This window comes from Acinetobacter sp. SH024, from assembly GCF_000163635.1.
GTDB classification, from domain to species: Bacteria; Pseudomonadota; Gammaproteobacteria; order Pseudomonadales; family Moraxellaceae; genus Acinetobacter; species Acinetobacter pittii.
Genome location: NZ_GG753600.1, coordinates 1,345,262 through 1,371,208, shown reverse-complemented (window position 1 = coordinate 1,371,208; position 25,947 = coordinate 1,345,262). Strand labels below are relative to the sequence as shown.

At 41.5% G+C, this 25,947-nt stretch carries 23 protein-coding genes; 18 read left to right on the top strand and 5 right to left on the bottom strand.

Features of this window, described 5'->3' with window-relative positions; translation table 11 throughout:
* Positions 1-59: 59 nt before the first annotated feature.
* The 3 genes from HMPREF0013_RS12275 to HMPREF0013_RS12270 form a co-directional block, all read right to left on the bottom strand.
* Positions 60-1,343 carry a ribonucleotide-diphosphate reductase subunit beta gene (locus tag HMPREF0013_RS12275; RefSeq protein WP_005803276.1) on the bottom strand — a complete coding sequence of 428 codons (1,284 nt, stop codon included), beginning with the start codon at positions 1,341-1,343 and terminating at the stop codon, positions 60-62.
* A 138-nt stretch (positions 1,344-1,481) separates the two neighbouring features.
* Positions 1,482-1,616 (bottom strand): hypothetical protein, encoded by a 135-nt coding sequence (locus tag HMPREF0013_RS0105330; protein ID WP_002120013.1) that lies wholly within the window; start codon positions 1,614-1,616, stop codon positions 1,482-1,484.
* A 56-nt stretch (positions 1,617-1,672) separates the two neighbouring features.
* A complete protein-coding gene (locus HMPREF0013_RS12270; protein WP_005803275.1) occupies positions 1,673-4,507 on the bottom strand; it encodes a ribonucleoside-diphosphate reductase subunit alpha in 2,835 nt (944 codons plus the stop codon).
* Between the two features lie 353 nt (positions 4,508-4,860).
* Here HMPREF0013_RS12270 and HMPREF0013_RS25290 point away from each other — a divergent pair, with 353 nt between their 5' ends.
* From HMPREF0013_RS25290 to bfmS, 3 genes are read left to right on the top strand one after another with little or no spacing between them, the layout of a single operon-like run.
* The gene (locus HMPREF0013_RS25290) at positions 4,861-5,043 is read left to right on the top strand and encodes a hypothetical protein (protein WP_031944149.1); all 183 of its coding nucleotides are present in this window, start codon (positions 4,861-4,863) and stop codon (positions 5,041-5,043) included.
* Entirely contained in the window at positions 5,040-5,756 is a 717-nt protein-coding gene (bfmR, locus tag HMPREF0013_RS12265; protein ID WP_000076440.1) for a response regulator transcription factor BfmR, read from the top strand. The genes HMPREF0013_RS25290 and bfmR overlap by 4 nt, the downstream gene beginning before the upstream one ends.
* 32 nt (positions 5,757-5,788) lie before the next feature.
* Positions 5,789-7,438, top strand: a complete 1,650-nt coding sequence (gene bfmS, locus HMPREF0013_RS12260; RefSeq protein WP_005803274.1) for a sensor histidine kinase BfmS — start codon at positions 5,789-5,791, stop codon at positions 7,436-7,438.
* Between the two features lie 21 nt (positions 7,439-7,459).
* Here the strand turns inward: bfmS and HMPREF0013_RS12255 are convergent, their stop codons facing one another.
* On the bottom strand, positions 7,460-7,813 hold the full coding sequence (locus HMPREF0013_RS12255) for a hypothetical protein (RefSeq protein ID WP_002120022.1): 354 nt from the start codon (positions 7,811-7,813) through the stop codon (positions 7,460-7,462).
* Positions 7,814-7,905: 92 nt separating this feature from the next.
* Positions 7,906-9,324: a sensor domain-containing diguanylate cyclase gene (locus HMPREF0013_RS12250; protein WP_019767941.1), complete on the bottom strand. Its 1,419-nt coding sequence runs from the start codon at positions 9,322-9,324 to the stop codon at positions 7,906-7,908.
* Between the two features lie 426 nt (positions 9,325-9,750).
* Here HMPREF0013_RS12250 and ndhC point away from each other — a divergent pair, with 426 nt between their 5' ends.
* The 15 genes from ndhC (at position 9,751) to HMPREF0013_RS12185 (ending at position 25,940) form a co-directional block, all read left to right on the top strand.
* Positions 9,751-10,302, top strand: a complete 552-nt coding sequence (ndhC, locus tag HMPREF0013_RS12245) for an NADH-quinone oxidoreductase subunit A (RefSeq protein ID WP_002120061.1) — start codon at positions 9,751-9,753, stop codon at positions 10,300-10,302.
* A gap of 6 nt (positions 10,303-10,308) precedes the next feature.
* Positions 10,309-10,986, top strand: a complete 678-nt coding sequence (locus tag HMPREF0013_RS12240) for a NuoB/complex I 20 kDa subunit family protein (RefSeq protein WP_002120034.1) — start codon at positions 10,309-10,311, stop codon at positions 10,984-10,986.
* A gap of 84 nt (positions 10,987-11,070) precedes the next feature.
* Positions 11,071-12,858 (top strand): NADH-quinone oxidoreductase subunit C/D, encoded by a 1,788-nt coding sequence (gene nuoC, locus HMPREF0013_RS12235; RefSeq protein ID WP_002120052.1) that lies wholly within the window; start codon positions 11,071-11,073, stop codon positions 12,856-12,858.
* A 13-nt stretch (positions 12,859-12,871) separates the two neighbouring features.
* The gene (gene nuoE, locus HMPREF0013_RS12230; protein ID WP_002120040.1) at positions 12,872-13,381 is read left to right on the top strand and encodes an NADH-quinone oxidoreductase subunit NuoE; all 510 of its coding nucleotides are present in this window, start codon (positions 12,872-12,874) and stop codon (positions 13,379-13,381) included.
* Positions 13,378-14,709 carry an NADH-quinone oxidoreductase subunit NuoF gene (gene nuoF / locus HMPREF0013_RS12225; protein WP_002120030.1) on the top strand — a complete coding sequence of 444 codons (1,332 nt, stop codon included), beginning with the start codon at positions 13,378-13,380 and terminating at the stop codon, positions 14,707-14,709. The genes nuoE and nuoF overlap by 4 nt, the downstream gene beginning before the upstream one ends.
* Positions 14,710-14,720: 11 nt before the next feature.
* Positions 14,721-17,405 (top strand): NADH-quinone oxidoreductase subunit NuoG, encoded by a 2,685-nt coding sequence (gene nuoG, locus HMPREF0013_RS12220; RefSeq protein WP_005803272.1) that lies wholly within the window; start codon positions 14,721-14,723, stop codon positions 17,403-17,405.
* Positions 17,406-17,408: 3 nt separating this feature from the next.
* The gene (gene nuoH / locus HMPREF0013_RS12215) at positions 17,409-18,425 is read left to right on the top strand and encodes an NADH-quinone oxidoreductase subunit NuoH (protein ID WP_005803271.1); all 1,017 of its coding nucleotides are present in this window, start codon (positions 17,409-17,411) and stop codon (positions 18,423-18,425) included.
* 18 nt (positions 18,426-18,443) lie between these two features.
* Complete coding sequence (gene nuoI, locus HMPREF0013_RS12210) at positions 18,444-18,986, top strand: NADH-quinone oxidoreductase subunit NuoI (RefSeq protein ID WP_002120012.1); 543 nt, start codon at positions 18,444-18,446, stop codon at positions 18,984-18,986.
* On the top strand, positions 18,986-19,504 hold the full coding sequence (gene nuoJ / locus HMPREF0013_RS0105320) for an NADH-quinone oxidoreductase subunit J (protein WP_014205902.1): 519 nt from the start codon (positions 18,986-18,988) through the stop codon (positions 19,502-19,504). Before nuoI ends, nuoJ begins: the two co-directional genes overlap by 1 nt.
* Positions 19,504-19,812, top strand: a complete 309-nt coding sequence (nuoK, locus tag HMPREF0013_RS0105315) for an NADH-quinone oxidoreductase subunit NuoK (protein WP_000529822.1) — start codon at positions 19,504-19,506, stop codon at positions 19,810-19,812. The genes nuoJ and nuoK overlap by 1 nt, the downstream gene beginning before the upstream one ends.
* Positions 19,809-21,698 (top strand): NADH-quinone oxidoreductase subunit L, encoded by a 1,890-nt coding sequence (nuoL, locus tag HMPREF0013_RS12205; RefSeq protein WP_002120008.1) that lies wholly within the window; start codon positions 19,809-19,811, stop codon positions 21,696-21,698. The genes nuoK and nuoL overlap by 4 nt, the downstream gene beginning before the upstream one ends.
* A 1-nt stretch (position 21,699) precedes the next feature.
* Complete coding sequence (nuoM, locus tag HMPREF0013_RS12200) at positions 21,700-23,298, top strand: NADH-quinone oxidoreductase subunit M (protein ID WP_005803270.1); 1,599 nt, start codon at positions 21,700-21,702, stop codon at positions 23,296-23,298.
* A 2-nt stretch (positions 23,299-23,300) separates the two neighbouring features.
* The gene (gene nuoN / locus HMPREF0013_RS12195; RefSeq protein WP_002120035.1) at positions 23,301-24,794 is read left to right on the top strand and encodes an NADH-quinone oxidoreductase subunit NuoN; all 1,494 of its coding nucleotides are present in this window, start codon (positions 23,301-23,303) and stop codon (positions 24,792-24,794) included.
* A 100-nt stretch (positions 24,795-24,894) separates the two neighbouring features.
* Complete coding sequence (gene upp / locus HMPREF0013_RS12190; protein ID WP_002120045.1) at positions 24,895-25,530, top strand: uracil phosphoribosyltransferase; 636 nt, start codon at positions 24,895-24,897, stop codon at positions 25,528-25,530.
* Between the two features lie 116 nt (positions 25,531-25,646).
* Positions 25,647-25,940 (top strand): cold shock domain-containing protein, encoded by a 294-nt coding sequence (locus HMPREF0013_RS12185; protein ID WP_005803269.1) that lies wholly within the window; start codon positions 25,647-25,649, stop codon positions 25,938-25,940.
* Positions 25,941-25,947 lie beyond the last annotated feature (7 nt).

Here is a 25,947-nt window from a genome sequence, read left to right as displayed (position 1 = left end):
TCCGACATATAGTCGGATTTTTTATAGCCTCAAATTACTTTGAGGAAGAATGCTTAAACTTACCAGCTTAACGCACCACCAGTTTGGTAGTCAGTTACGCGAGTTTCGAAGAAGTTCTTCTCTTTACGTAAGTCCATCATCTCAGACATCCACGCAAATGGGTTAGTTACACCCGCAAATTGCTCTGGTAAACCTAACTGAGATAAACGGCGGTTACAGATGAATTTCAAATATTCTTCCATCATGCTTGCATTCATACCCAATACACCGCGTGGCATCGTGTCACGTGCATATTCGATTTCAAGCATCGTACCTTCAACAATCATTTGAACCACTTCTTGTTGGAACTCAGCAGTCCAAAGGTGAGGGTTCTCAATCTTGATTTGGTTAATCATGTCGATACCAAAGTTCAAGTGCATAGATTCATCACGCAAGATGTATTGGAATTGCTCAGCAACACCGTTCATCTTGTTACGACGACCCATACTCAAAATTTGAGTAAAGCCACAGTAGAAGAAGATCCCTTCAAGTACACAGTAGAATGCGATCAAGTTACGAAGTAAACGCTGGTCGTTTTCAGGTGTGCCTGTGTGGAAATTAGGATCAGTTAAAGATTGAGTATATTTCAAGCCCCAAGCTGCTTTACGTGCAACAGATGGAACTTCACGGTACATGTTGAAGACTTCGCCTTCGTCCATGCCTAAAGACTCGATACAGTATTGGTAAGCGTGAGTGTGAATCGCTTCTTCAAACGCTTGACGCAAGATGTACTGACGGCATTCAGGGTTAGTAATGTGACGGTAAATCGCCAATACTAAGTTATTTGCAACCAAAGAGTCCGCAGTCGAGAAGAAACCTAAAGAACGCATAACAATAGTACGCTCATCTTCGGTCAAGCCATTTTCAGACTTCCAAAGCGCGATGTCATGGTTCATGTTAACTTCTTGAGGCATCCAGTGGTTTGCACACCCGTCAAGATATTTCTGCCAAGCCCACTCATATTTAAATGGTACAAGTTGGTTCAAGTCCGCACGACAGTTAATCATTGCTTTGTCGTCAACTTGAACACGTTGAGCACCCATTTCTAGCTCTTCAAGGCCAGGGGCAACGTCTAAATGTTCTAAGGCTTGAGCGGCTCTAGCCACTGTATCGGAGGCAACTGTTGGTCGCACGGAATGGGTTCCAGCGGATTGTGGAGCTGCCACGCTCGGCGATGATGGCTGCGCAGTAGATACATTCTGCGAATCTGACGCTTTTTCCGATTGGACGGGCGCAGACTTGTGTTCAGGTGTAGTCGGTTTTTGCGAATCATCTTCAAAATCGTCCCAACTAAGGATAGACATTTTTGTTCTCTCTTCGTTGTATATATCTATATTTGACATCTCTTAAACGAAGATGTCCCTACTATACGCTTTTAATGTGTAAACAAAATTAAGTTTTATTGATGCATGACCAAATTTTGGGCCTTTGGTCTCTACTCACTACAACTTATTTTGTTTACGCTGCTGCTTACGTATTGTGATAAATGCGTAAACCATCGGCATATAAAAGAAAATAAAGGCAAAGATTAAAACTCCAACACCAAGCATATAGTTATGGCTGAGATGAGAAAGCATAATCTTTACCTCTTTTAAGATTGCTCTTTAGTGAAAAAGAGCAACCTTATTGAATGTTATTGGCAAGCTTCACAATCAGGGTTGTCGATTGAACAAGCCATTGGTACAGGAGCTGCTTGAGTGAAGCCTTCTTCTTCAACTGCTGCTTCTGGTTTCTTCACTTCTACAACAGGGGCAGCAACAGCTGCTGCTTCAACAGTCGCAGGTTTAACTGCGTTTAAAGCACCTGTGTTGATTGTAGATTTTTCAGCAGAAGTTGCACCTAAAGCTCGGAGGTAATAAGTCGTCTTAAGACCACGTAACCATGCCATCTTGTAAGTGATGTCAAGTTTCTTACCATTTGCACCAGAGATGTAAAGGTTAAGCGACTGAGCTTGATCAATCCATTTTTGACGGCGTGATGCAGCATCAACGATCCAACGTGTATCCACTTCAAACGCAGTAGCAAAGATTGCTTTTAATTCTTCAGGAATACGAGCAATTTTTTGTACTGAACCTTCAAAATGTTTAAGGTCGTTAACCATTACTGTGTCCCAAAGACCACGTTCTTTTAATGCACGAACAAGGTATGGGTTAATAACAGTGAACTCACCAGACAAGTTGGATTTCACATATAAGTTTTGGAATGTTGGCTCAATAGACTGAGAAACACCACAAATATTAGAGATGGTTGCAGTTGGAGCAATTGCCATCACGTTTGAGTTACGCATACCGTCTTTTTGAACTTTGGCACGTAAAGTGTCCCAGTCTAAACGTTGAGTACGGTCAACTTCGAACATGCGCTCTGGACGAGATTTCGCAACAATTTCTAAAGAGTCGATTGGAAGGATGCCTTGATCCCACAATGAACCTTTGAATGTTGAGTAAGCACCACGTTCAACAGCCAAGTTGCTTGATGTTTCAATCGCGTAGTAGCTAATTACTTCCATTGATTCATCAGCAAAATCAACAGCAGCGTCTGAACCGTAAGCAATACCCATTTCGTATAGCGCATCTTGGAAGCCCATGATACCCATACCCACAGGGCGGTGTTTCAAGTTCGAGTTTTTCGCTTGTGGTACAGCGTAGTAGTTAATGTCGATCACGTTATCGAGCATACGTACTGCTGTTTTAATAGTGCGAGCTAACTTCTCACGGTCTAACACACCACCTTGAACGTGTTGTACAAGGTTGATCGAACCCAAGTTACATACTGCAATTTCGTCTTGATTTGTGTTCAAGGTAATTTCAGTACATAGGTTAGATGAGTGAACTACGCCAACATGTTGTTGTGGTGAACGTAAGTTACACACATCTTTGAATGTGATCCATGGGTGACCAGTTTCAAACAACATAGAAAGCATTTTGCGCCATAAGTCTTTAGCACGTACTTTCTTGTGTAGCATGTTAGTTTCTTTCGCTACAGACTCATAGTAAGCATAACGCTCAGCAAATTCAGCACCAGTTAAGTCGTGCAAGTCTGGAGTTTCAGAAGGGGTAAATAATGTCCATTCACCATCTTCAAATACACGTTGCATAAACAAGTCTGGAACCCAGTTCGCAGTGTTCATGTCGTGAGTACGGCGACGGTCATCACCCGTGTTTTTACGAAGCTCTAAGAACTCTTCAATGTCTAAGTGCCAAGTTTCTAGGTATGCACACACAGCACCTTTACGCTTACCACCTTGGTTTACTGCAACAGCTGTATCGTTCGCAACTTTCAAGAATGGAACAACACCCTGAGATTTACCGTTTGTACCTTTAATATAAGAGTTCAAGGCACGTACAGGTGTCCAGTCATTACCTAAACCACCAGCCCATTTAGAAAGCATCGCGTTGTCACGCATTGCGCCATAAATGTCATAAAGGTCATCGCCAATCGTTGTTAAGTAACAACTTGAAAGCTGTGGACGTAATGTACCTGAGTTAAACAGGGTAGGCGTAGAAGCCATGTAGTCGAAGCTAGACAATAAGTTATAGAACTCAATTGCACGCTCTTCTTTATCTTGCTCATTGAGTGCAAGACCCATCGACACACGCATAAAGAATAATTGTGGTAATTCGAAGCGAACGCCGTTTGAGTGAATGAAGTAACGGTCAAATAAAGTCTGTAAGCCTAAATAGGTAAACTGATTAGAACGTTCTGGCTGAATTGCTGCTGATAATTTTTCTAAGTCGAAGTCAAGCAAGTCAGGTGAAAGCAAATCAAGCTCAACACCTTTTTTCAAGAATGCTTCAAGTGCATTGTTTTCTGGTGTGTCTGTTGATAAGCCTAAGAACGTTAAACCTGTGCTCACTAATTCGTTACAAAGCAAACGTGCAGTCACGTAAGTGTAGTTTGGTTCTTGTTCAATACGGGTACGTGTTGCCATCATCATTGTCGTGGCAATATCACTTTCTTTTACGCCGTTATATAAGTTTTTAACGGTTTCATCGACAATCGCTTGAACGTCAATACCTTCCAAACCTTCAGCTGCCTTAGAAACAGTTGCTTGGAGTGCACTTAAATCAAGTGGCTGAAGCTGACCGTTTGTGTCGGTAACTTGTAAAGTAGGGTGGTGGTTTGAGTTCGTTTGCTGACGAGCGCTAGCACGTTGTTCACGGTAAATCACATAAGCGCGGGCAACCTTTTGTTCCCCAGTACGCATTAAAGCAAGTTCTACTTGATCTTGAATTTCTTCAATATGGATCGTACCGCCCGATGGTAAACGGCGAGTGAAAGTATTTAAGACCATTTCCGTCAACTGGGTAATACGGTCATGAATACGGCTAGAATCCGAACTCTGTTGACCTTCCACAGCAAGAAAAGCTTTACCAATCGCAACTGAAATTTTCTCTGCATCAAATGCAGCAACATCTCCAGTGCGCTTAATCACCTGAATTTGACCGGGAGTCGAAGTAATTACGCTCATGCCAGCATAGCTCCATTGTCACTTTTGTTATGTTCATAGACCGTTTGAACCGAGCAAAAAACATGCCACGATATTTGAGGGATAAACACAAGACTTAGTAGTTAAAGTTTATTTTCAACACAAGATACGGGATTTTTCATAGCAGATCAATCTTGACTTTTTAGTAATTTTTTATCTGTATGATTTGATGGGAGATAGCATAGCAAAGCTGTTAAAAAACACTTATAGATAACTTTGTGGATAACTCAAAAAACAAACACTTAAATAAATTTAAACTAAACAGAGAAATAATTTGTTTAATATTCATACATTGGAAATATGAATAGAATATGAAATTTAATAACAATAAATAAATCTTAAAAACACGTGAAAATTCAAAGGCTAATAAAATGCAACAAAATACGATGGTCATGTATCAGTTTGGTGAACGCCTACTTGTTTACAATGTAAACGTGTGTATATTGCAAATGATAAACGAATGTATCTGCAAGATTTTTAAGATGCATGAAACGAGATTTATAGGGGCAATGATATGAGCCAAGAAGAAAAGTTACCAAAGATTCTGATCGTTGAAGATGACGAGCGCTTAGCGCGATTAACTCAAGAATATTTAATTCGCAACGGCTTGGAAGTTGGTGTAGAAACTGATGGTAACCGTGCAATTCGTCGTATTATTAGTGAACAACCAGATCTAGTGGTCTTGGATGTCATGTTGCCGGGTGCCGATGGCTTAACAGTTTGCCGTGAAGTTCGTCCACATTACCATCAACCGATTCTGATGTTGACTGCACGTACAGAAGACATGGATCAGGTGCTTGGTTTGGAAATGGGCGCAGATGACTATGTTGCTAAACCGGTTCAACCACGTGTTCTTTTAGCGCGTATCCGTGCACTATTACGTCGCACAGATAAAACTGTAGAAGATGAAGTTGCTCAACGTATCGAGTTCGATGACCTTGTAATTGATAATGGCGGTCGTTCTGTAACGCTAAATGGTGAACTTGTTGACTTCACTAGCGCAGAATATGACCTATTATGGTTGCTTGCATCAAATGCTGGTCGTATCTTATCGCGTGAAGATATCTTCGAACGTTTACGTGGTATCGAATACGATGGTCAGGACCGTTCAATCGACGTCCGTATTTCACGTATTCGTCCAAAAATTGGTGATGATCCTGAAAATCCAAAACGTATTAAAACAGTACGTAGTAAAGGTTACTTGTTCGTTAAAGAAACCAATGGGTTATAAGATCTGAATAAACTTCCTATAAGGTTGGTCGAGTGTTTAAACACAGTATATTCCTGCGAATATATGCGGGACTGGTAATTCTTGTTGTTTTGGTTGCTGTCTTTGGTTATTTGCTTGTACAAATTATCAATTATCAACGGGCACAAGAATACCGAGAATCTTTAACTGATGGTATCTCTTATGTCATTAGTGAGGGAGTCGCTCGACAACCGGGGAAACAACAGAAAATAGACTGGGTTTCAGATGCGTCAGATTTATTGGAACTTCCAATTTATTATACTGATGCAAGTAAGGTTGAGTTATCTCGTACCGAGAAAAAACGAATCGAAGCTCAAAAATCTGTTGTCCGTTACGATGCCAGTAATAGTATTGCGTATATCATTATTGGCTTACGTGACGACCCTCAGCATTTTTTATCTATAAAAGTCGACAAAATTACGGAGCGCCAAATGAAGGCTCTCCCTATTTTTGTACTGGATTATCTAATGTTTTATCCGGGGCAAGAACAAGAATATCTTGCCAAGATTCAAAAGCATTTCTCTTACCCAATTAATATCTACAATATTCAAGACGTTAATCTGGACTCTGAACAAATTGGTCGTTTACGCCAAGACCAAAGCGTCATGTTGTACAAAGACAGTGCGACAGTCCGCGGTACAACCATTTCAATCGTCTCTCCAATTCCGAATCAGCCTACACGGGTTCTCGTGCTTGGACCAGTGCCGATGTTTAACTGGATGCCTTTGCAGCTTTCAGCAGGGATTACTTTATTTAGCTTATTTTTGCTGAGTCTAGGTGTCTATGGGTTGATCTTGCCGCTAGAGCGTAAAATTCGCCAAGTACGTTATGCATTAAACCGCATGAAGTCTGGTGATTTGTCATTGCGTGTTCCTATTGAAGGAAGTGACGAAATGGCAAACTTGGCATCAAGTTATAACAACATGTCTGACCATATTCAGCGTTTAATCGAGGCTCAGCGTGAGTTAATGAGAGCGGTATCTCATGAGCTTAGAACGCCTGTTGCCCGTATTCGCTTTGGTACAGAGATGTTGGCGGAAGAAGATGATTACAATCATCGTATGCATCAGGTCGATATGATTGATAAAGATATTGAAGCACTCAATACCTTAATTGATGAAATCATGACTTATGCAAAACTAGAGCAGGGTACACCTTCACTAGATTTTGATGAAATTACTTTATTTGATGTGTTAGATCAGGTTGCGGTCGAAACCGAAGCTTTAAAAACGCAAAAAGAAATTGAACTTGTTGCTCCTCCACTTTATGTAAAAGTAGATGCTGAGCGTCGTTACTTACATCGTGTTGTTCAAAACTTGGTGGGTAATGCGGTTCGTTATTGCGATAATAAAGTTCGGATTACCGGTGGTATCCACAGCGATGGCATGGCCTTTGTTTGTGTTGAAGATGATGGCACAGGTATTCCTGAACAAGACCGTAAAAGAGTATTTGAAGCTTTTGCCCGTCTAGACGATAGCCGTACGCGTGCGTCGGGCGGTTATGGTTTAGGGTTGTCTATCGTAAGCCGTATTGCCTATTGGTTTGGCGGTGAAATTAAAGTGGATGAAAGCCCAACCTTGGGTGGTGCTCGCTTTATCATGACATGGCCAGCAAAACGCTTTAAACAGCCTCCTTTAAAAGCCAATAAAAAAGCACCTTCATAAGGTGCTTTTTTATTGATCTATTTATAGTTGAGTCGCATCTGGTTCCAAAATAGGTTTTCCGCTTCTTAAGCTGGTTAACGCATCGGAATTAAAATCGATCAGTAACGAATTGTTTTTTGCATCAATCTGGTATTTTTGAATAAGAGGTTGATCTCCATTAAGTGTTTCTATTTTATATTCATCTGCAATATGCAAAATACCTTCTAGGTTTGTTGTCGTTGACGCAAAATCCTGTCTAAATATTTCATAGACATCCCGCAAGTCAAAAATTGCATTGTTGGCATCTGGATGTTTGTGAATATAGCTTTCTATATGTCGCACCAGTAATTGTGCAAACAAGTAGTAGTTTGGTTTATGCGTATATTCTAGAGTCATGCATTTTTCTCCTTATTATCTGTTATTAGCATACATGGCAAAACACAGGTTATTGTATAAAATTCATTACACTAGATGATGAAATGAAAAAATTATAAAGATATAAACACTCGATTACGTCCTTGGCGTTTTGCTTGATATAAAGCGTCATCTGCTTCTTTAAATAAACTTTCAATAGCTCGATGGGACGATGGGGAATATAAGCTTATCCCAATACTCACCTGTATAAAAATTGGTAATTTCCCATAAATATAAATCGGTTGCTGACTAATTTTAATTCGAATTTGTTCAGCCAGTTCAAATGCACTTTCCTTGGTGGTATCTGCAATAAAAATGGCAAACTCTTCACCTCCAAAGCGACCTAACAAATCATGAGGATGTAAAATATTTTGAATCGTGGTGACACAAGTTTGTAGCGCCCGATCACCGATTTGATGACCATAGTTGTCGTTAACTTGCTTAAAGTGGTCGACATCAAGCATGAAAAAAGCTGAGGTCTTATTTTCTTTTTGTACTTTTTCTTGAAGTAATCTGACCGACTGTAAAAACTGGCGTCGAGTCAGACTTGAAGTTAGCTCATCATGTGCAATGGCATGTTGAAGCTTTTGAATTAACTCTGAATGCAAAACACTAATACTAGAAACCGTAAGTGGGGCAATCGTCATCATAATTAACCCAATTCGGATTGAGATCGTATTACTGAAATATTCGTTTGGATAGAGCAAAAGGTAATGTCCAGAGACATGATAAATAATATAAGCACTGGTAAAGCTAGTAATGAGTGCAACAACAATAGGTTTATAGCGAATAGCACACCAGATCAGTGCAGCAATCGGGTAGAGGAGTGAACCCGGGCCAGAGTCATAATAGCTAGCAGCAATCGAAATAAGCACAGCGCCAAAAGGTAAAAGGTCGGTTGGTTGTAGGCCACGATTTCTTGAAAAGTAATGCTTAACCTGACTATATTGAGGAATGTTCAATATGATAGGTAAAAGAAGCAAGGCATTTTGCAGTTCTGAAGTGAACCAGTAACCAAACTCATCCAACAAGCCACCAATCATAAATTTGGTATTAAACATAGGCACGAAAGTTGCTGCAAACAATGCACCTACTACGCTACCTATTCCGCATAATCCAAATAAAAAAAGGTAGGAATAACCGCGATAGGCCGCCTTAATATGTTGATTAAAAAACATATAGAGCGCAAACGTAGTAACAACATAAAGAAAGTTTGATGTTGTTAAAACAAGTGTGAGAGCAAATGGAGTGCCTTGAAATAAGTCAGCAATCACATATCCTATATAGGCACCTAAAAATGCGCTTGGTCGGCGTGTGGTTGGAAAACGAATAAGCAATCCGAGCAAAACCGAATTGGCAGGCCAAAAGAATGCAAGAAAACTTAAAGGGCGAGATGCAATGCCAATGAAACAACATGTCGCAATAATGAAGCTAAATAGGAGAAAAAATCTTAAAAAGGAGAGAAATGAAAATTCACGAAGTGAGTATGGCATCAGCTGCCCTTAATGATAAATACTCTTATCCAAGAGTAATAAAATATTATGCATGATTAAACATTCATCATAATTCAGAGGAGAAGCTGAATACAATAAAAAACAAACTAATATTATAAAAAAGTAAGTTATAAAAAGTTATTAAGCGCTTCAACTGTGTAAATATTCTAAAATTAAAAAAATGAAAAAAATCATCATAAATAAAGAAACAATTAAATAAACCGATTATGTGCGGTGAAACCCCCCTTACAACACATAGATGAATAGTTTTGTCTAGAAAATCATCCGAAAGACTAAGACGCTTCAACTAGCATGGGAAATTAGAAATCAGGTACAATTGGCGGGATTAATTTTGTGTTTGGTGTATTTGAAGGCCAATACATACATTCTTTGTTAAATAATAGGCCTGCCAGGAGTTATCCCCGCATGAGTGCCATTACTCCATACGACTGGGCGATTATCGCCTTCGTGATCGGCGTTACATTTCTTTGCGTCTTTATGCTCACAGTTCCCTTACTCCTCGGGGGAAAATCGTGGGGACGTGCTAAGCAAGAGCAGTTTGAATCAGGTGTCGTGAGTGCTGGTGGCGCTCGCATTCGCCTGTCTGCAAAGTTCTATTTAGTTGCAATTTTCTTTGTTGTCTTCGACTTAGAGGCGCTTTACCTCTATGCATGGTCTACTTCTGTGCGTGAAGTAGGGTGGTTGGGATATACCACTGTAGTGATCTTTGTCGTTGATCTATTGATTGCGCTTGTTTATGCCTTCTCTGTAGGTGCTTTAAGTTGGTCACCAGCAGATCGCCGTAAATCAGCAGGTGAGGCGGTTAAAATCGGTTCACCAACAATGAACATTGCTGAAATTACACGCTTTAATTCTATTGAAGAGCTCGTAACTGACCCTACAGGTCAGATTCCAGCTCAATCATCAGGTCGTGTTAAGTCAAAAACTACACCTGCATTGTCATCTGAAAAGGAGTAAGTCGGGATGAAATATACTCTGACCCGCGCGAATCCGGATGCTGATCAATACCCATTGCAAGAACGTCAAATTGTGACGGATCCGCTTGAAGAGGAAGTGAATAAAAACGTATTCATGACTCGTTTAGAGGATGTCTTGCATACAGCAGTAAACTGGGGACGTAAAAACTCTTTGTGGCCATTTAACTTTGGTACCTCATGTTGTTACGTCGAATATGCAACGACCTTAACAGGTGTGCATGACTTGTCACGTTTCGGTGCAGAGGTTATCCGTGCTTCACCTCGTCAGGCTGACTTGATGATTGTTGCAGGTACCTGTTTCGTAAAAATGGCACCAGTTATTCAGCGTCTGTATGAACAGATGTTAGAGCCTAAATGGGTCATCTCGATGGGTGCTTGTGCAAACTCTGGAGGTATGTACGACATCTATTCAGTAGTACAAGGTGTAGACAAAATTATTCCTGTTGACGTGTACGTCCCAGGTTGTCCGCCTCGTCCTGAAGCATTAATTCAAGCTTTAATGCTTTTACAAGACCAGATTCAATTAGAGCGACGCCCGCTTTCTGCCGTGATCGGTGATGATCTTCAGCCAGTATATAAGCCAAAGATGATGCCAGAACGTGACCGTAAGAATGCAGAGCGTATTGCCGTTAAAAACTTACGCTCTATGGATGAGATTAAATAATTTTTTGACGGTGTTTTGACATATCTAACTGATATGTTCATCGAGAAAATTGACAGAATTTGTATTAAATAGGAAGCCAAGCCAATGGCTGAAACTGACATTGCTATGCCAGAGTCAACAGCAGTTGATTCACGCCCAGCATTTGCAATCGTAGAAGAGCTCAAAACCAAATTTGGTGAGAACTTTTACGTGCAGGCGACTTTTGAAGAGTTTCCAACAGTCTGGGTCGAGCGCGCACGCGTGCAAGAAGTCCTTATGTTCCTGCGTAAAGTGGAACGTCCGTATGTAATGCTGTTTGACTTATCTGCGATGGATGAACGTTTACGTGTTCATCGTGATGGTTTACCAGCATCTGACTTCACTGTGTTCTATCATTTATTATCGCTTGAGCGTAATAGTGACATTCGTATCAAGGTTGCCTTGAACGAAAATGATCTAAACATTCCGACAGCGACAAATATCTGGCCAAATGCCAACTGGTATGAACGTGAAGCTTACGATATGTTCGGTATCAATTTCGAAGGGCATCCAATGCTCCGTCGTATTTTGTTGCCAACCTATTGGGAAGGTCATCCGCTTCGTAAAGAATATTCAGCACGTGCGACAGAATATACGCCGTACATGCAAGACAAAGCGAAACAAGACTTTGAACAAGAGCACTTACGTTTTGTACCAGAAGACTGGGGTCTTAAGCGTGGTAACGCTGATGAAGACTTCATGTTCTTGAACTTGGGTCCTAACCATCCATCTGCACATGGTGCGTTCCGTGTTGTATTGCAGTTAGATGGCGAAGAAGTGAAGGACTGTGTACCTGATATCGGTTATCACCACCGTGGTGTGGAAAAGATGGCTGAACGTCAAACATGGCACTCTTTCATTCCTTATACTGACCGTGTTGACTACTTAGGTGGTTGTGCTCAAAACATGCCGTATGTGATGGCTGTCGAGCAAATGGCAGGTATTAAAGTTCCTGAACGTGCGCAAGTGATTCGTGTCATGTTGAACGAATTGTTCCGTATCAATAACCACTTGTTATTCTGTGGTACGGCAATTCAGGATGCCGGTGGTATGACACCAGTATTCTATATGTTCGCAGACCGTCAAAAAGTTTACGACATTGTTGAAGCAATTACGGGTTACCGTATGCATCCAGCATGGTTCCGTATTGGCGGTACAGCACACGATCTTCCAAACAACTGGCAAAAGCTTGTTAAAGAATTGCTAGAGTGGATGCCTAAACGCTTAAACGAATACTACACAGCGGCATTGAAAAACTCTGTGTTTATTGGACGTACGCGTAATGTTGCACAATACGATGCCAAATCTGCACTCGCATGGGGTGTAACTGGTACTGGTTTACGTGCAACAGGTATCGATTTTGACGTACGTAAATATCGTCCATACAGCGGCTATGAAAACTTCGATTTTGATGTGCCGGTTGAGTATGAAGGCGATGCATACGCACGTGTGCTTGTTCACTTCCGTGAAATTACCGAGTCGCTAAAAATTATTCAACAGTGCTTGGATAACATGCCTTCTGGTCCATACAAAGCGGATCATCCATTGGCTGTTCCACCACCGAAAGATAAGACATTACAAGATATTGAAACCTTGATTACGCACTTCTTGAGCGTTTCATGGGGTCCTGTCATGCCAGCGGGCGAGTCATCATTTATGACTGAAGTGGTTAAAGGTGCAAGTACTTACTACTTGACTTCAGATAAAGCGACCATGAGTTATCGTACTCGTATTCGTACACCGACGTTTACTCACTTACAGCAAATGCCTTCAGTGATTAACGGAAGTTTAGTGTCTGACTTAATCATTTATCTGGCGACCATTGACGTGGTTATGGCTGACGTGGATCGCTAAGAGGTAACACATAATGATGATTTTGACTGATAAAAAACCACGTGTGAATGTCGAAGGGATTTTGACTGCGGAAGAAATTCACGAAATCGAACATCACATTGGTCACTATCCATACCCTCGTGCAGCCTCTTTGGATGCATTGAAGTGTGTACAGCGCCGTAATGGTTGGGTAGATGACGCTCAAATGAATGCCATCGCACAGTTGTTGTCGATGAGTGTTGCTGATTTGGAAGGCGTTGCAACATTTTATAACCGTATCTATCGCCATCCGGTAGGTCGTCACGTAATTTTACTTTGCGACTCAATTGCTTGCTTCTTAATGGGTGCAGAAACTCTTGCTGAAGCATTCCAGCGTGAATTAGGAATTCAGTATGGTCAAACGACACCAGATGGTCGCTTTACTCTGCTTCCAATTTGCTGCCTAGGCAACTGCGACAAAGGCCCAACTTTAATGATTGATGAAGATACTCACGGTTTAGTCGAAGTGACATCAATTAAACAGTTATTGGAGAAGTATGTATGAATACTGAACCAAAACCAATTTATGGCGACGGTAATCCGGAAACTCATCCGCTCACTTGGCGTTTAAGCAAACAAGAAGCGGTACGTAGTGCTGATGATTACGAAGCACTTGAAGGCTATGCTGGCTTTAAAAAAGCTTTAGGCATGAAACCTGCTGAAGTGTTAGACGTCATTAAAGCTGCAACTGTAAAAGGTCGTGGTGGTGCGGGTTTCCCAGCGGGTATTAAATGGTCATTGATGGCACCAAATGATGGTGGTCCACGTTACTTGATCTGTAATGCCGACGAAATGGAACCGGGTACCTTTAAAGACCGTTTGTTGATGGAAAAACTTCCACATCAATTGATCGAAGGGATGTTAATTGCGGGTTATACCTTAGAAGCAACTCAAGGTTATATCTTTATCCGTGGTGAATACATCGAGGCTGCTCAATATCTAAATGAAGCGTTAGAACAGATTCGTGCTAAAGGTTATTTAGGCGAAAATATCTTAGGTTCTGGCTGGAATTTTGATCTACATGTACATACGGGTGCAGGGCGTTATATCTGTGGTGAAGAAACTGCATTGATTAACTCGCTTGAAGGCCGTCGTGCTAACCCACGTACTAAGCCACCGTTCCCGCAAGTTGCAGGAGCATGGGGCCGTCCGACGATTGTGAACAACGTTGAAACTTATAACAACTTGCCAGCAATCATGCTTCGTGGACCAGAGTGGTATATCGGTTTATCAGCGGGTAAATCAAAAGATCCGGGCACTAAAATTTATGGTGCATCGGGTAAAGTTAAATTCCCGGGTCTTTGGGAATTGCCATTTGGTACAACTGCGCGTGAAGTGATTGAAGATCATGCAGGTGGTATGCGTGAGGGCTTAAAGCTCAAAGCATGGTTGCCAGGTGGTGCTTCAACTGACTTTTTACCAGCAGATACCATTGATTTACCAATGGATGCAGACACGATTATGAAAGCAGGTTCTCGTTTGGGAACATGTTTGTTAATGGTGGTAGATGAAACTCAATGTATGGTATCGCTCACTCGTAACTTAGAAGAGTTCTTTGCGCGTGAATCATGTGGTTTCTGTACACCATGTCGTGATGGTTTGCCATGGGCTGTTAAAGCGCTTAAAGCACTTGAAGCAGGCGAAGGTAAGAAAGAAGATATCGACCATTTACAAGAACTAACTCGTAAATTATGGATTGGTAAAACTTTCTGTGCCCACGCACCAGGTGCGATGGAGCCGCTTATGGGCGCACTCAAACATTTCCGTGGTGAGTTTGAAGCGAAAGTGACGAATCGTCCTGTCGTGCAAACCAGCAACGTAGAACAAGCTTAAGGAATTCGACTATGGCTACAATTCATGTCGATGGAAAATCGTATGAAGTCAACGGCTCGGAAAACTTGCTACAAGCATGTTTGAGTCTGGGCATCGACATCCCATATTTTTGTTGGCATCCATCCTTAGGTTCGGTTGGTTCTTGCCGTCAATGTGCTGTTACGCAATATGCGAATCCAGAAGATACGCGTGGTCGTTTAGTCATGTCTTGCATGACACCAGCATCTGACAATACCTATATCTCAATTGAAGACAAAGAAGCAACGGATTTCCGTGCATCTATTGTTGAATTTTTGATGACGAATCACCCGCACGACTGTCCAGTTTGTGAAGAGGGTGGTCACTGTCATTTACAAGATATGACTGTAATGACGGGTCATGACCGTCGTCGCTACCGTTTTACAAAACGTACGCATTACAACCAAGAACTCGGCTCATTCATTGCGCATGAAATGAACCGCTGTATTGCTTGTTACCGTTGTGTTCGTTACTACAAAGACTATGCGGGCGGTACAGACTTTGGCGTATATGCCAATGCATCTCGTGTTTACTTTGGTCGTCCAGAATCAGGTACTTTAGAGTCTGAATTCTCTGGTAACTTGACTGAAGTATGTCCAACAGGTGTGTTTACTGATAAGACTCATTCAGAGCGTTATAACCGTAAGTGGGACATGCAGTATGCACCAAGCGTGTGTCAAGGCTGTTCTTCTGGCTGTAACATTTCTCCGGGTGAACGTTATGGTGAAATCCGTCGTGTAGAAAACCGTTTTAATGGTTCGGTTAACCAATACTTCCTTTGTGACAAAGGTCGTTTTGGCACAGGTTATGTAAACCGTGCAGACCGTCCACGTCAGCCTCAGTTCCGTAATGGTGAAACTGTTGCAACTGTTTCTGTCGACCAAGCTCTAGATCAAGCGATTGCTAAGCTTCAAGGCAAGAAAGTTTTGGGTATTGGTTCTCCTCGCGCAAGCTTGGAATCGAACTACGCATTACGTGAGCTTGTAGGTCAGGCAAATTATTCAACTGGTATTGCACAAAAAGAGCAAAAGCTTGTTGAACTTGCCGCATCTATCATGCAAACCGAGGGTATTTACAACCCGAATATGCGTGAAATTGAAAGCTATGATGCTGTTCTGATCTTAGGTGAAGACCTAACTCAAACTGCACCTCGTATGGCATTGTCTGTTCGCCAAGCTGCGAAAAACAAAGCGCGTGAAATGGCTGCAAAAACACGTACACCAGATTGGTTAGCTGAGCCTGTACAACGTATTGGCCAAGAAGCAAAATCTCCGGTTTACATTTTAGCTGCAACTCAAACTCGTCTTGCTGACGTTGCAACTGGTGAAGTGGTTGCTTCTCCAAATGACATCGCACGTCTAGGCTTTGCAGTTGCTGCGGCAGTGAATGGTGAAGTTGTAAGTGGTTTAGATGAAGATGCAAAAGCATTTGCTCAAACCATTGCTGACACTCTAAAGGCAGCAAACAAACCATTAATTATTGCGGGTACAAGCTTGCAAGATGCTTCTATTATGGAAGCTGCAGCACAGTTGACTCAGAACTTAGGTTCTAAAGCTGGTTTAAGTCTTGTAGTTCCTGAAGTGAACTCTATGGGCTTGGCATTGTTCGGTGGTTTAAGCCTTGAACAAGCATTTGCTCAAGACTACGACACGCTTGTTATTGTTGAAAATGACTTGTTCCGTCGCTTACCAGCTGCTCAAGTAAAAGCTGCATTAGATAAAGCTGAAACAGTAATCGTGCTTGATCACAGTGAAACTGAAACTGTGAAACAGGCTGATATCGTTCTTTCAGCAGCAAGCTTTGCAGAGGGTGATGGTACTGTTGTAAGCCAAGAAGGTCGTGCACAGCGTTTCTATCAAGTTTACGATCCAAGCTACTACAAACCTGAATATGCAATTAAAGAATCATGGCGTTGGTTACATGCCATTGAAACTGGCATTAAAGGTAAGGCTGTAGATTGGACATTACTTGACGATGTAATTGAAAGCATCGTGAAAAATGTACCAGTACTTGAAGCTATCCAAGATGTTGCGCCTGATGCAGGTTACCGTGTACATGGCTTGAAAATCGCGCGTGAACCACGTCGTTATTCAGGTCGTACAGCAATGCGTGCGCCGTTATCGGTTCATGAGCCTAAACAGCCTACTGATCCAGATTCAGCATTAACATTCTCAATGGAAGGTTATGTTGGTCCGCAAAAAGCATCATCATTAGTACCATTTGCATGGGCTCCGGGTTGGAACTCTCCACAATCTTGGAATAAATACCAAGATGAAGTCGGTGGTCACTTAAAAGGTGGTGATTCTGGTGTTCGTTTATTCGATCGCTTGGCAAAACGTCCTGCACGTAGCTACGTTGCTCCAGTGCCAGTAGTTGCAAATCCTGAAAGTTTCCGCTTAGTTCCAATGCACCATATTTTTGGTTCTGGCGAATTCACCATTAAAACACCTGCAATGGAAACTCGTATTCCTGAAGCTGTGTTTGCAGTGGGCGAACAAGATGCAACTCGTTTGAACCTTCAAGAAGGTCAACGCATTACAGTAAAAGCAGGCGAAACAACTGTAAGCTTGCCGGTACAAGTAATTGAATATTTACCTACAGGTTATATTGGTTACCCAGTTGGTTTAGCACCAATGGTGTCACTAGCTGAGCCTGTTTCAGTGGCTTTAGGAGTGTAATTCATGAATCAAGAAATTATACGTCAAACGCCACTTTGGGTTGAGAACTGGCCGATTGCCTATGCTGTCGTTCAAGCAGTTGTGATTTTGCTTGTTGTAGTTTTAGTTGCAGCGTTGATGTCTTTTATTGAGCGTCGTTTACTTGCTTGGTGGCAAGACCGTTATGGTCCAAACCGTGTTGGTCCTGGTGGTATGTTCCAGATCGTTGCCGACATGCTCAAAATCATGTTCAAAGAAGACTGGACACCAAAGTTTGCTGACAAACTTACATTCCGTTTAGCACCAGCTGTTGCAATGGCAACAGCGGTTCTTTCATTCATGGTAATCCCAGTGAGTCCTTCACTGGGTGTTGCCGACATGAGTATCGGTTTATTGTTCTTCATGGCAATGGCTGGTATTGCAGTCTATGCGGTTTTATTTGGTGGCTGGGCTTCAAATAACAAATACTCGTTGCTTGGTGGTTTACGTTCAGCAGCTCAAACTATTTCTTATGAAGTGTTCTTAGGTATTTCATTGATGGGTGTGGTTGCAATTGCAGGCTCATTTAACCTTCGTGAAATTGTTGAAGCACAACGTGATGTTTGGTTTGTCATTCCGCAATTCTTAGGTTTCTTGATTTTCGTAGTTGCTGGTGTTGCGGTAACTCACCGTCATCCATTTGACCAACCAGAAGCAGAACAAGAATTGGCAGAAGGTTACCATGTTGAATATGGCGGTATGAAATGGGGTATGTTCTTCGTTGCTGAATATGTCAACGTAGTACTGATCTCTGCATTGATCGTGACTTTATTCTTTGGTGGCTGGTTAACGCCATTCAATTTAGAAATTCCATTTGTTCCACCAGTATTCTGGTTTGTGATTAAAACAGCATTCTTTGTAATGATGTTTGTATTGGCACGTGGTTCTTTAATGCGTCCGCGTTATGACCAAGTCATGAACTTTGGTTGGAAAATTTGTTTGCCATTGGCGTTGGTCAACTTGTTAGTGACTGGTGCTGTGATTCTGATGAATCAGGCCTAGGACAGCAGGGAGTACAAAATGTATAAATTTCTAGCTGGATTCGGATCAATTGTACGTACGTTACTCATGGTGTTTAGCCATGCAACGCGTAAACGTGACACGATTTTATATCCAGAAGTTCCGGCTGAACAGATTGTGCCGCCACGCTTTCGTGGTCGTATCGTATTAACGCGTGACCCTGATGGGGAAGAGCGTTGCGTAGCATGTAACCTATGTGCGGTTGCATGTCCGGTTGGCTGTATCTCACTACAAAAAGCAGAAACAGAAGATGGTCGTTGGTACCCGGAGTTTTTCCGTATCAACTTCTCACGTTGTATTTTCTGCGGTATGTGTGAAGAAGCTTGTCCAACAACTGCGATTCAGCTCACACCAGACTTCGAGTTAGGCGAATATGTACGTCAAGACCTTGTTTATGAGAAAGAAAACTTACTCATTTCAGGTCCAGGCAAATACCCAGACTACAACTTCTACCGTGTAACGGGTATGGCAATTAACGGTAAAGAGAAAGGTCAAGCACAAAAAGAAAGTGCACCAATCGATGTACGGAGTCTATTACCATGATGTGGCCGTTTTATTTGATGGCACTCGTGGCCATCGTTTCTACGGTTCGTGTAGTGACTAACACGAACCCTGTACACGCTCTACTTAGTCTAATTGTTTCATTGCTTGCTGTTGCTGGTATTTTCATGATCGTGGGGGCGCCTTTTGCAGGTGCTCTTGAAATCATTGTTTATGCCGGAGCAATTATGGTTCTGTTTGTCTTCGTAGTGATGATGCTTAACTTAGGTCAACACACCGTTGAACAAGAACGTAAATGGCTTTCTTCAGATGCTTGGGCATATCCAGCACTCATGAGTTTCTTGCTCGGCTTGCTTTTAGTTTGGATGCTTGGTGGTGAATACACCACTATTTCAGCACCGCTTGGGGCACAAGTGATTGGACCAAAAGTAGTTGGTCAAGCACTCTTTACTCACTATTTATTATTGGTTGAAGTTGCCGCGATGTTATTGCTAGCAGCCCTTGTTGCAGCATATCACTTAGGTAAACGTGAACCAGGTGCAGAAGAGGAAAAAGAATAATGGGCCAGATTCCTTTAGAACATGGTTTGATTGTTGCAACCATCCTTTTTGCACTCGGTTTTTACGGTGTAATGGTGCGACGCAACCTATTATTTATGTTAATGAGCCTTGAAATCATGATGAATGCTGCAGCATTGGCATTTGTTCTTGCGGGTAGCGTATGGGCACAACCAGATGGGCAAGTGATGTTCATCTTGATTTTGACCCTTGCAGCAGCAGAGGCATGTATCGGTCTTGCGATTGTCCTTCAGTTCTATCATCGCTTCCATCATTTGGATGTAGATGCTGCTAGTGAGATGCGCGGATGAGTTATTTATATCTAACAGTATTATTTCCGCTAATCGGTTTTATTTTATTGGCGGCAGGACGAGACAAACTCTCTGAAAATGTTGCAGCAGTTATTGGCGTAGGTTCTGTAGGTTTATCTGCATTATTTGCACTCATTGCTGGAATGGCATTTACAACGAGTGGTCAGCAAGTTTTTGTTCAAAACTTGTGGACATGGTTCAATGTTGGCGGTTTTGCTCCGGGCATTAGCTTACATTTAGATGGCTTATCTTTACTCATGATGGGCATGATCACGGGTGTTGGTTTCTTAATCCACATCTTTGCATCATGGTACATGCGTGGTGAAGAGGGCTATGCGCGTTTCTTCTCTTATTTCAACCTGTTTGTTGCAAGCATGCTTGTGCTTGTATTGGGTGACAACTTGGCGTTGTTATTCTTGGGTTGGGAAGGCGTAGGTCTTTGCTCTTACTTGCTAATCGGTTTCTATTATGCAAACCCTGCAAATGGTTGGGCTGCGATCAAAGCGTTTACAGTGACCCGCGTTGGTGACGTATTCTTGCTTATTGCTTTATTCTTGCTTTACCAACAATTTGGTACGCTGAATACTCAGTACATCGTTGAACACGCAGCAGAAGTAATGACGAAGAGTTCGTCACTTACAATCTGGACTGCATTAATGTTGTTCTTGGGTGCTGCTGGTAAGTCTGCTCAAATTCCATTGCAAACATGGTTGGCAGATGCAATGGCAGGTCCAACACCTGTTTCTGCATTAATCCACGCTGCAACAATGGTAACGGCTGGTGTGTACTTATGCTGCCGTCTATTCAGCGTATTTGAACTTGCTCCTGAAGTGATGCAATTCATTTCAGTAACTGGCGCGGTAACTTTGTTAGTTGCAGGTTTTGCTGCACTCGTTCAAACAGACATCAAACGTATCTTGGCTTACTCAACAATGAGTCAGTTGGGTTATATGTTTATGGCTGTAGGTGCTGAAGCTTATCAAGCTGGCTTGTTCCACATGTTGGCTCACGCATTCTTTAAGGCATTATTATTCTTGTCTTCTGGTGCGGTGATTCTGGCTTATCACCACGAGCAAAACATTTTCAAAATGGGTGGTTTGTTCAAACGTAACAAATTCCTGTTTGCTTGTTTCGCGATTGGTGGCGGTGCATTAGCAGCTATTCCATTCTTGACTATTGGCTTCTTCTCTAAAGATGCGATTCTTGGTGAAGTTTGGGTACAAGGTCAATCAGTTGCTTTATATCACACCTTATATTGGGTGGGTGTAGCAGGTGCATTCCTGACTTCAATCTATACATTCCGTTTAATCTGGGTTGTATTCTTTGGTCAAGAAAACACGCCTTACCATGAAATTAAAGGTGCAACTTACTGGGCTCCATTGGGTATTTTAGCTGTATTGTCTACTTTTGTTGGTGCGGTATTAAAAGCACCGGTAGCAGGTATTCTGAATACTGCAAAAATTCCTGAATTCCATGTCGCTGAACAATTTGTAGAAGGCATGCATGGGGCAGAGCACTTAGCAGTAGGTATTGCACTAGTTGGTCTAGTTGTTGGTATAGCATTATTTACATTTGCTTATGGTGCAGTGAAATCATTCGCTCAAACAAGTTTGGGTTCAGGTCTGGCACATATTTGCCGTACTGCTTTTGGTTTTGATGCATTGTATGACATCGTTTTTGTTAAACCTTATTTATTCTTCGCCAAAATTTTTGGCCGTGATCCGATTGACGGTTTGTGGTTAGTTCTTCCTGCGCTCGTGAAAGGCGGAAACAGTTTTACAAGCTCACGTCAAACAGGTTCATTGCGTGAATACGCATCAAGCATGTCACTCGGTGTAGTGGTGTTATTGATGATCTTGATCGTTATTCAGGTAGTGGGGAAATAAAATGGAAAACAATTTAATTTTACCCGCGCTGATCCTTGTTCCGTTCATTGCCGGTTTTATTTGTTGGTTAGTCGATAAGCTCGACAAAACTTTGCCACGCTGGATTGCCTTAATTGGTATGCTCATTACTTTGGGCTTAGGTCTTGCACTTTGGCAAAGTGGAACTTATAGCTACGAGTTGGGTTCTAAAATCCCAACTTGGTCTGCTGAGTTCTATTTACCGTGGATTCAATCACTCGGTATTGGCATTCACTTAGCTGTGGATGGTTTATCTTTGCTCATGGTGTTATTAACAGCGTTACTTGGTGTGCTTGCTGTTGGTTGTTCATGGGGTGAGATTCAAAAGAACGTTGGTTTCTTCCACTTAAACCTATTATGGAGTTTAGGTGGCGTTATCGGTGTATTCTTAGCGATTGACTTGTTCTTGTTCTTCTTCTTCTGGGAGATGATGCTTGTACCAATCTACTTCTTGATTGCGTTATGGGGTCATAAAGGTTCAAACGGTCGTTCACGTGTTTACGCTGCTACTAAGTTCTTCCTTTACACACAGATTGCTGGTCTGGTGATGTTAATCGGTATCCTAGGTCTTGTAGTTTATGGCTACATGATGACGGGCATGATCGGTTTTGATTACAACTATTTATTAGCTGTAGCTAACCATTTACCTACAGGCTTAGCGTACGGTTTCATGATCTGTTTCTTCATCGGTTTTGCAGTGAAGTTACCAGTATTCCCATTACATGGTTGGTTACCAGATGCGCATGCTCAAGCACCTACAGCGGGTTCTGTAGACTTAGCGGGTATCTTGATTAAAACAGCTGCGTATGGCTTGCTTCGTTTTGTTATTCCATTTTTCCCGACAGCTTCTGCACAGTTTGCAGACATTGCGATTATTTTCGGTTTGATTGGTATTTTCTACGGCGCATGGTGTGCTTACCAGCAAACTGACATGAAACGTTTACTTGCGTATACGTCGATTTCACACATGGGCTTTATCTTACTTGCAATCTATGCAGGTAATATTTTGACCTTCCAAGGTCTAATGATCATGATGTTGGCACATGGTTTGTCATCAGCTGCATTGTTCATTATGTCTGGTCAAATCTACGAACGTTTACATACACGTGATTTACGTTTAATGGGTGGTCTTCGTGGCCAGCTTCAGTACTTGCCATTTTTCTTGATGTTCTTCGTTGCTGCTCTTGTAGGTGTACCAGGTTTAGGTAACTTTATTGGTGAATTCCTGATTTTGATGGGTTCATTTAATAAATATCCTGTCTTCACGATTCTTGCTTCTATCAGCCTTGTATTTGCAGGTTTATATGGCTTGATCTTGATTCACCGTGCTTTATTTGGTGAACCAAATCCTGAACAAAAGCAACATTACACTAGTCCATTGAAAGACTTATCTGCTCGTGAAGTTGGTATTTTGATGATTTGTGCGATTGGTCTCGTTTGGCTTGGTATCTACCCACAAACATTCTTGGATGTATCTCATTCAAGCATGCAGTGGTTGGTCAATAGTTATGTGCCAGTACAAGAAGTCGTTGAAACTGTTCAGCAAACAGCTACTCAACTTGACCATGTGGAGATCCAATAATCATGAACTTCACAGTATCATTTTCTACGCTTATGCCTTTAGCTCCGGTGATGATTGTTGCTTTGACAACAATCGTCGTCATGCTGTTAATTTCAATTAAGCGTAATCATAATTTAATCGCAACAGCTTCTGTTGTTGGTTTAAACCTTGCTGCACTTTATATTTTATTTGCAGTATTTGGCGGTAAGTTTGTACCGGCAAATGTGATGGGCATGTTTATGGTTGATCCATTTACCATGTTCTATCAATTTATGATTTTGATTGCGGCATTGGCATGTTGTACTTTGTCTCATGCTTACATCGAAACTTATAAAGACAACCGCGAAGAGTTATATCTTTTGTTACTTGCTTCAGTAGCAGGTGCAATGTTGATGGTTGCAAGCTCTCACTATGCATCGTTCTTCATTAGCCTTGAGTTAATGTCGATTCCTGTATATGGCTTACTTGCTTATACTTATCAACGTAGTAACTCACTTGAAGCGGGTATTAAGTACCTTGTACTTTCAGCGACAGCTTCTGCAATGTTGTTGATGGGTATGGCATATATCTATGCATATACAGGTTCGCTTTCATTCTATGATTCTGTACAAGCATTATTTGAAGCAATCAAACAGCCAATGGTGTTATTAGGTTTAGCACTTATTATCTTTGCTGTTGCATTTAAATTGTCGCTTGCGCCGTTCCATAAATGGACACCAGATGTATATGCAGGTGCACCAGCGCCAATGGCAACTTTCTTAGCGACTGCTGCTAAAGTTGCAACAATTGGTTTGTTCGTGCGCTACATGCTTGCTTCAGGCGCAATGATGGTGAACTCCTTAGTAACTATTTTGACGATCATTGCTGTATTGTCGATTTTAGTTGGTAACTTACTCGCTGTTCGTCAAGTTAACTTAAAACGTATTCTTGGTTATTCATCTATTGCTCACTTTGGTTATTTGTTAATTGCTTTAATTAGCATGACTTATGCGAGCTTGGGTAGCGTAACTGTATATGTAGTGTCTTATGTATTAACAACTATTGGTGCCTTTGGTGCAGTAGCGTTAATGTCTAGCCCATATAACAACGTAGATGAAGCACAAAGCCTTGCAGACTACCGTGGTTTGTTCTGGCGTCGTCCAGTACTTACAGCAACTTTAACAGTCATGATGTTATCTTTGGCTGGTATCCCATTAACAGCAGGCTTCATTGGTAAGTTCTTGGTGGTAATGGCTGCTGTAACAACTCAACACTGGTTCTTAGCTGCAATGATTATTGTGGGTAGTGGTATCGGTTTGTACTATTACTTACGTGTGATGGTTGTAATGTACATGACACCACCGGAAACTCCTCGTATTGATGCAGATGCTCATTGGGGACAAAAAGTGGGTGGTTTAATGGTATTAGCTGCTGCTGCATTAGTTATTATTTTGGGTGTTTACCCAGATCCAATGATTAATTTGGCATTAAAAGCAGAAATTTTATCTCCATTACATTTCATGCTTTCACAACAGTAATTCTGGTGTACAAAAAAGCCTCCAAATCTGGAGGCTTTTTTTTATTGAGCGTTAAAAAAAGATTATAATAAATACGTTTTTATATTTTTAGGTAACATCTGTGGCCATTCAAGAAATTCGTCACCCACTTATTCGTCATAAATTAGGTTTGTTACGCCGTGCTGATATCAGTACTAAGAACTTCCGTGAGCTTGCTCAGGAAGTGACTATGTTGTTGACTTATGAAGCAACAAAAGATTTACCAGTTGTGGATTGTGAAATTGATGGATGGGCTGGAACTGTTACTACTCAGCGTATTGCTGGTAAAAAAATAACGATTGTACCGATTTTACGTGCCGGAATTGGTATGTTGGATGGCGTACTTAACCTGATTCCAAGCGCAAAAGTGAGTGTTTTAGGTCTTGAGCGTAATGAAGAAACATTAGAAGTTCGCACATATTACAAAAAATTAGTTCCGGATGTGGCTAATCGTCTTGCGATGATTATTGACCCAATGTTAGCAACGGGTAATTCGTTAGTTGCTGCTATTGATGTGTTAAAGGCAAGTGGTTGTAAAGATATCCGTGTTATGGTGTTGGTTGCTGCACCTGAAGGCGTTGCTAAAGTTGAAGCAGCTCATCCGGATGTGCAAATTTATACGGCATCTATTGATAATGGCTTAAATGAACAAGGTTATATTGTTCCTGGCTTGGGTGATGCTGGCGATAAAATTTTTGGTAGTGTACAAAAAGATTAATTTTTTGAAATAGCATTAAAAAGAGACTTCATTCAACCGTATAATTTTAAAAACGGAATCGTGAGTCTCTTTTTTATTTACTGCAACGACTGGATTGGAAAAGTAGGGGAAAGATCATGAAGCAAGAGTTTTATACTGGATGGGTAAAACAATATAACCCTGATAAAGGGTTTGGTTTTATTGAAACTACTGAAGGAGATATTTTCTTTCATATTTCTGATTTCCCTGCATCAGAGGGCGAGCCGAAAAGAAATGAAAAAGTGAGATTTCTTGCCGCAGATAATCAGGGTAAATTTAAAGCGATCAAAATTGAGCGTGTTGACCCGAATCCTGCGAAAACCAAGAAAAATAAAATTGCGGATCACAATAAAGCGATCACAAGCGAACTGTTATCAAATTTTCGACGCTAATCAATGA

Bases quoted from the DNA above. Each gene is read 5' to 3' on its own strand.
- HMPREF0013_RS12275 (WP_005803276.1), bottom strand. From the start codon at position 1,343: ATGTCTATCCTTAGTTGGGACGATTTTGAAGATGATTCGCAAAAACCG.
- HMPREF0013_RS0105330 (WP_002120013.1), bottom strand. From the start codon at position 1,616: ATGCTTTCTCATCTCAGCCATAACTATATGCTTGGTGTTGGAGTTTTA.
- HMPREF0013_RS12270 (WP_005803275.1), bottom strand. From the start codon at position 4,507: ATGAGCGTAATTACTTCGACTCCCGGTCAAATTCAGGTGATTAAGCGC.
- bfmR (WP_000076440.1), top strand. From the start codon at position 5,040: ATGAGCCAAGAAGAAAAGTTACCAAAGATTCTGATCGTTGAAGATGAC.
- HMPREF0013_RS12255 (WP_002120022.1), bottom strand. From the start codon at position 7,813: ATGACTCTAGAATATACGCATAAACCAAACTACTACTTGTTTGCACAA.
- HMPREF0013_RS12250 (WP_019767941.1), bottom strand. From the start codon at position 9,324: ATGCCATACTCACTTCGTGAATTTTCATTTCTCTCCTTTTTAAGATTT.
- ndhC (WP_002120061.1), top strand. From the start codon at position 9,751: ATGAGTGCCATTACTCCATACGACTGGGCGATTATCGCCTTCGTGATC.
- HMPREF0013_RS12240 (WP_002120034.1), top strand. From the start codon at position 10,309: ATGAAATATACTCTGACCCGCGCGAATCCGGATGCTGATCAATACCCA.
- nuoC (WP_002120052.1), top strand. From the start codon at position 11,071: ATGGCTGAAACTGACATTGCTATGCCAGAGTCAACAGCAGTTGATTCA.
- nuoE (WP_002120040.1), top strand. From the start codon at position 12,872: ATGATGATTTTGACTGATAAAAAACCACGTGTGAATGTCGAAGGGATT.
- nuoF (WP_002120030.1), top strand. From the start codon at position 13,378: ATGAATACTGAACCAAAACCAATTTATGGCGACGGTAATCCGGAAACT.
- nuoG (WP_005803272.1), top strand. From the start codon at position 14,721: ATGGCTACAATTCATGTCGATGGAAAATCGTATGAAGTCAACGGCTCG.
- nuoH (WP_005803271.1), top strand. From the start codon at position 17,409: ATGAATCAAGAAATTATACGTCAAACGCCACTTTGGGTTGAGAACTGG.
- nuoI (WP_002120012.1), top strand. From the start codon at position 18,444: ATGTATAAATTTCTAGCTGGATTCGGATCAATTGTACGTACGTTACTC.
- nuoJ (WP_014205902.1), top strand. From the start codon at position 18,986: ATGTGGCCGTTTTATTTGATGGCACTCGTGGCCATCGTTTCTACGGTT.
- nuoK (WP_000529822.1), top strand. From the start codon at position 19,504: ATGGGCCAGATTCCTTTAGAACATGGTTTGATTGTTGCAACCATCCTT.
- nuoL (WP_002120008.1), top strand. From the start codon at position 19,809: ATGAGTTATTTATATCTAACAGTATTATTTCCGCTAATCGGTTTTATT.
- nuoM (WP_005803270.1), top strand. From the start codon at position 21,700: ATGGAAAACAATTTAATTTTACCCGCGCTGATCCTTGTTCCGTTCATT.
- nuoN (WP_002120035.1), top strand. From the start codon at position 23,301: ATGAACTTCACAGTATCATTTTCTACGCTTATGCCTTTAGCTCCGGTG.
- HMPREF0013_RS12185 (WP_005803269.1), top strand. From the start codon at position 25,647: ATGAAGCAAGAGTTTTATACTGGATGGGTAAAACAATATAACCCTGAT.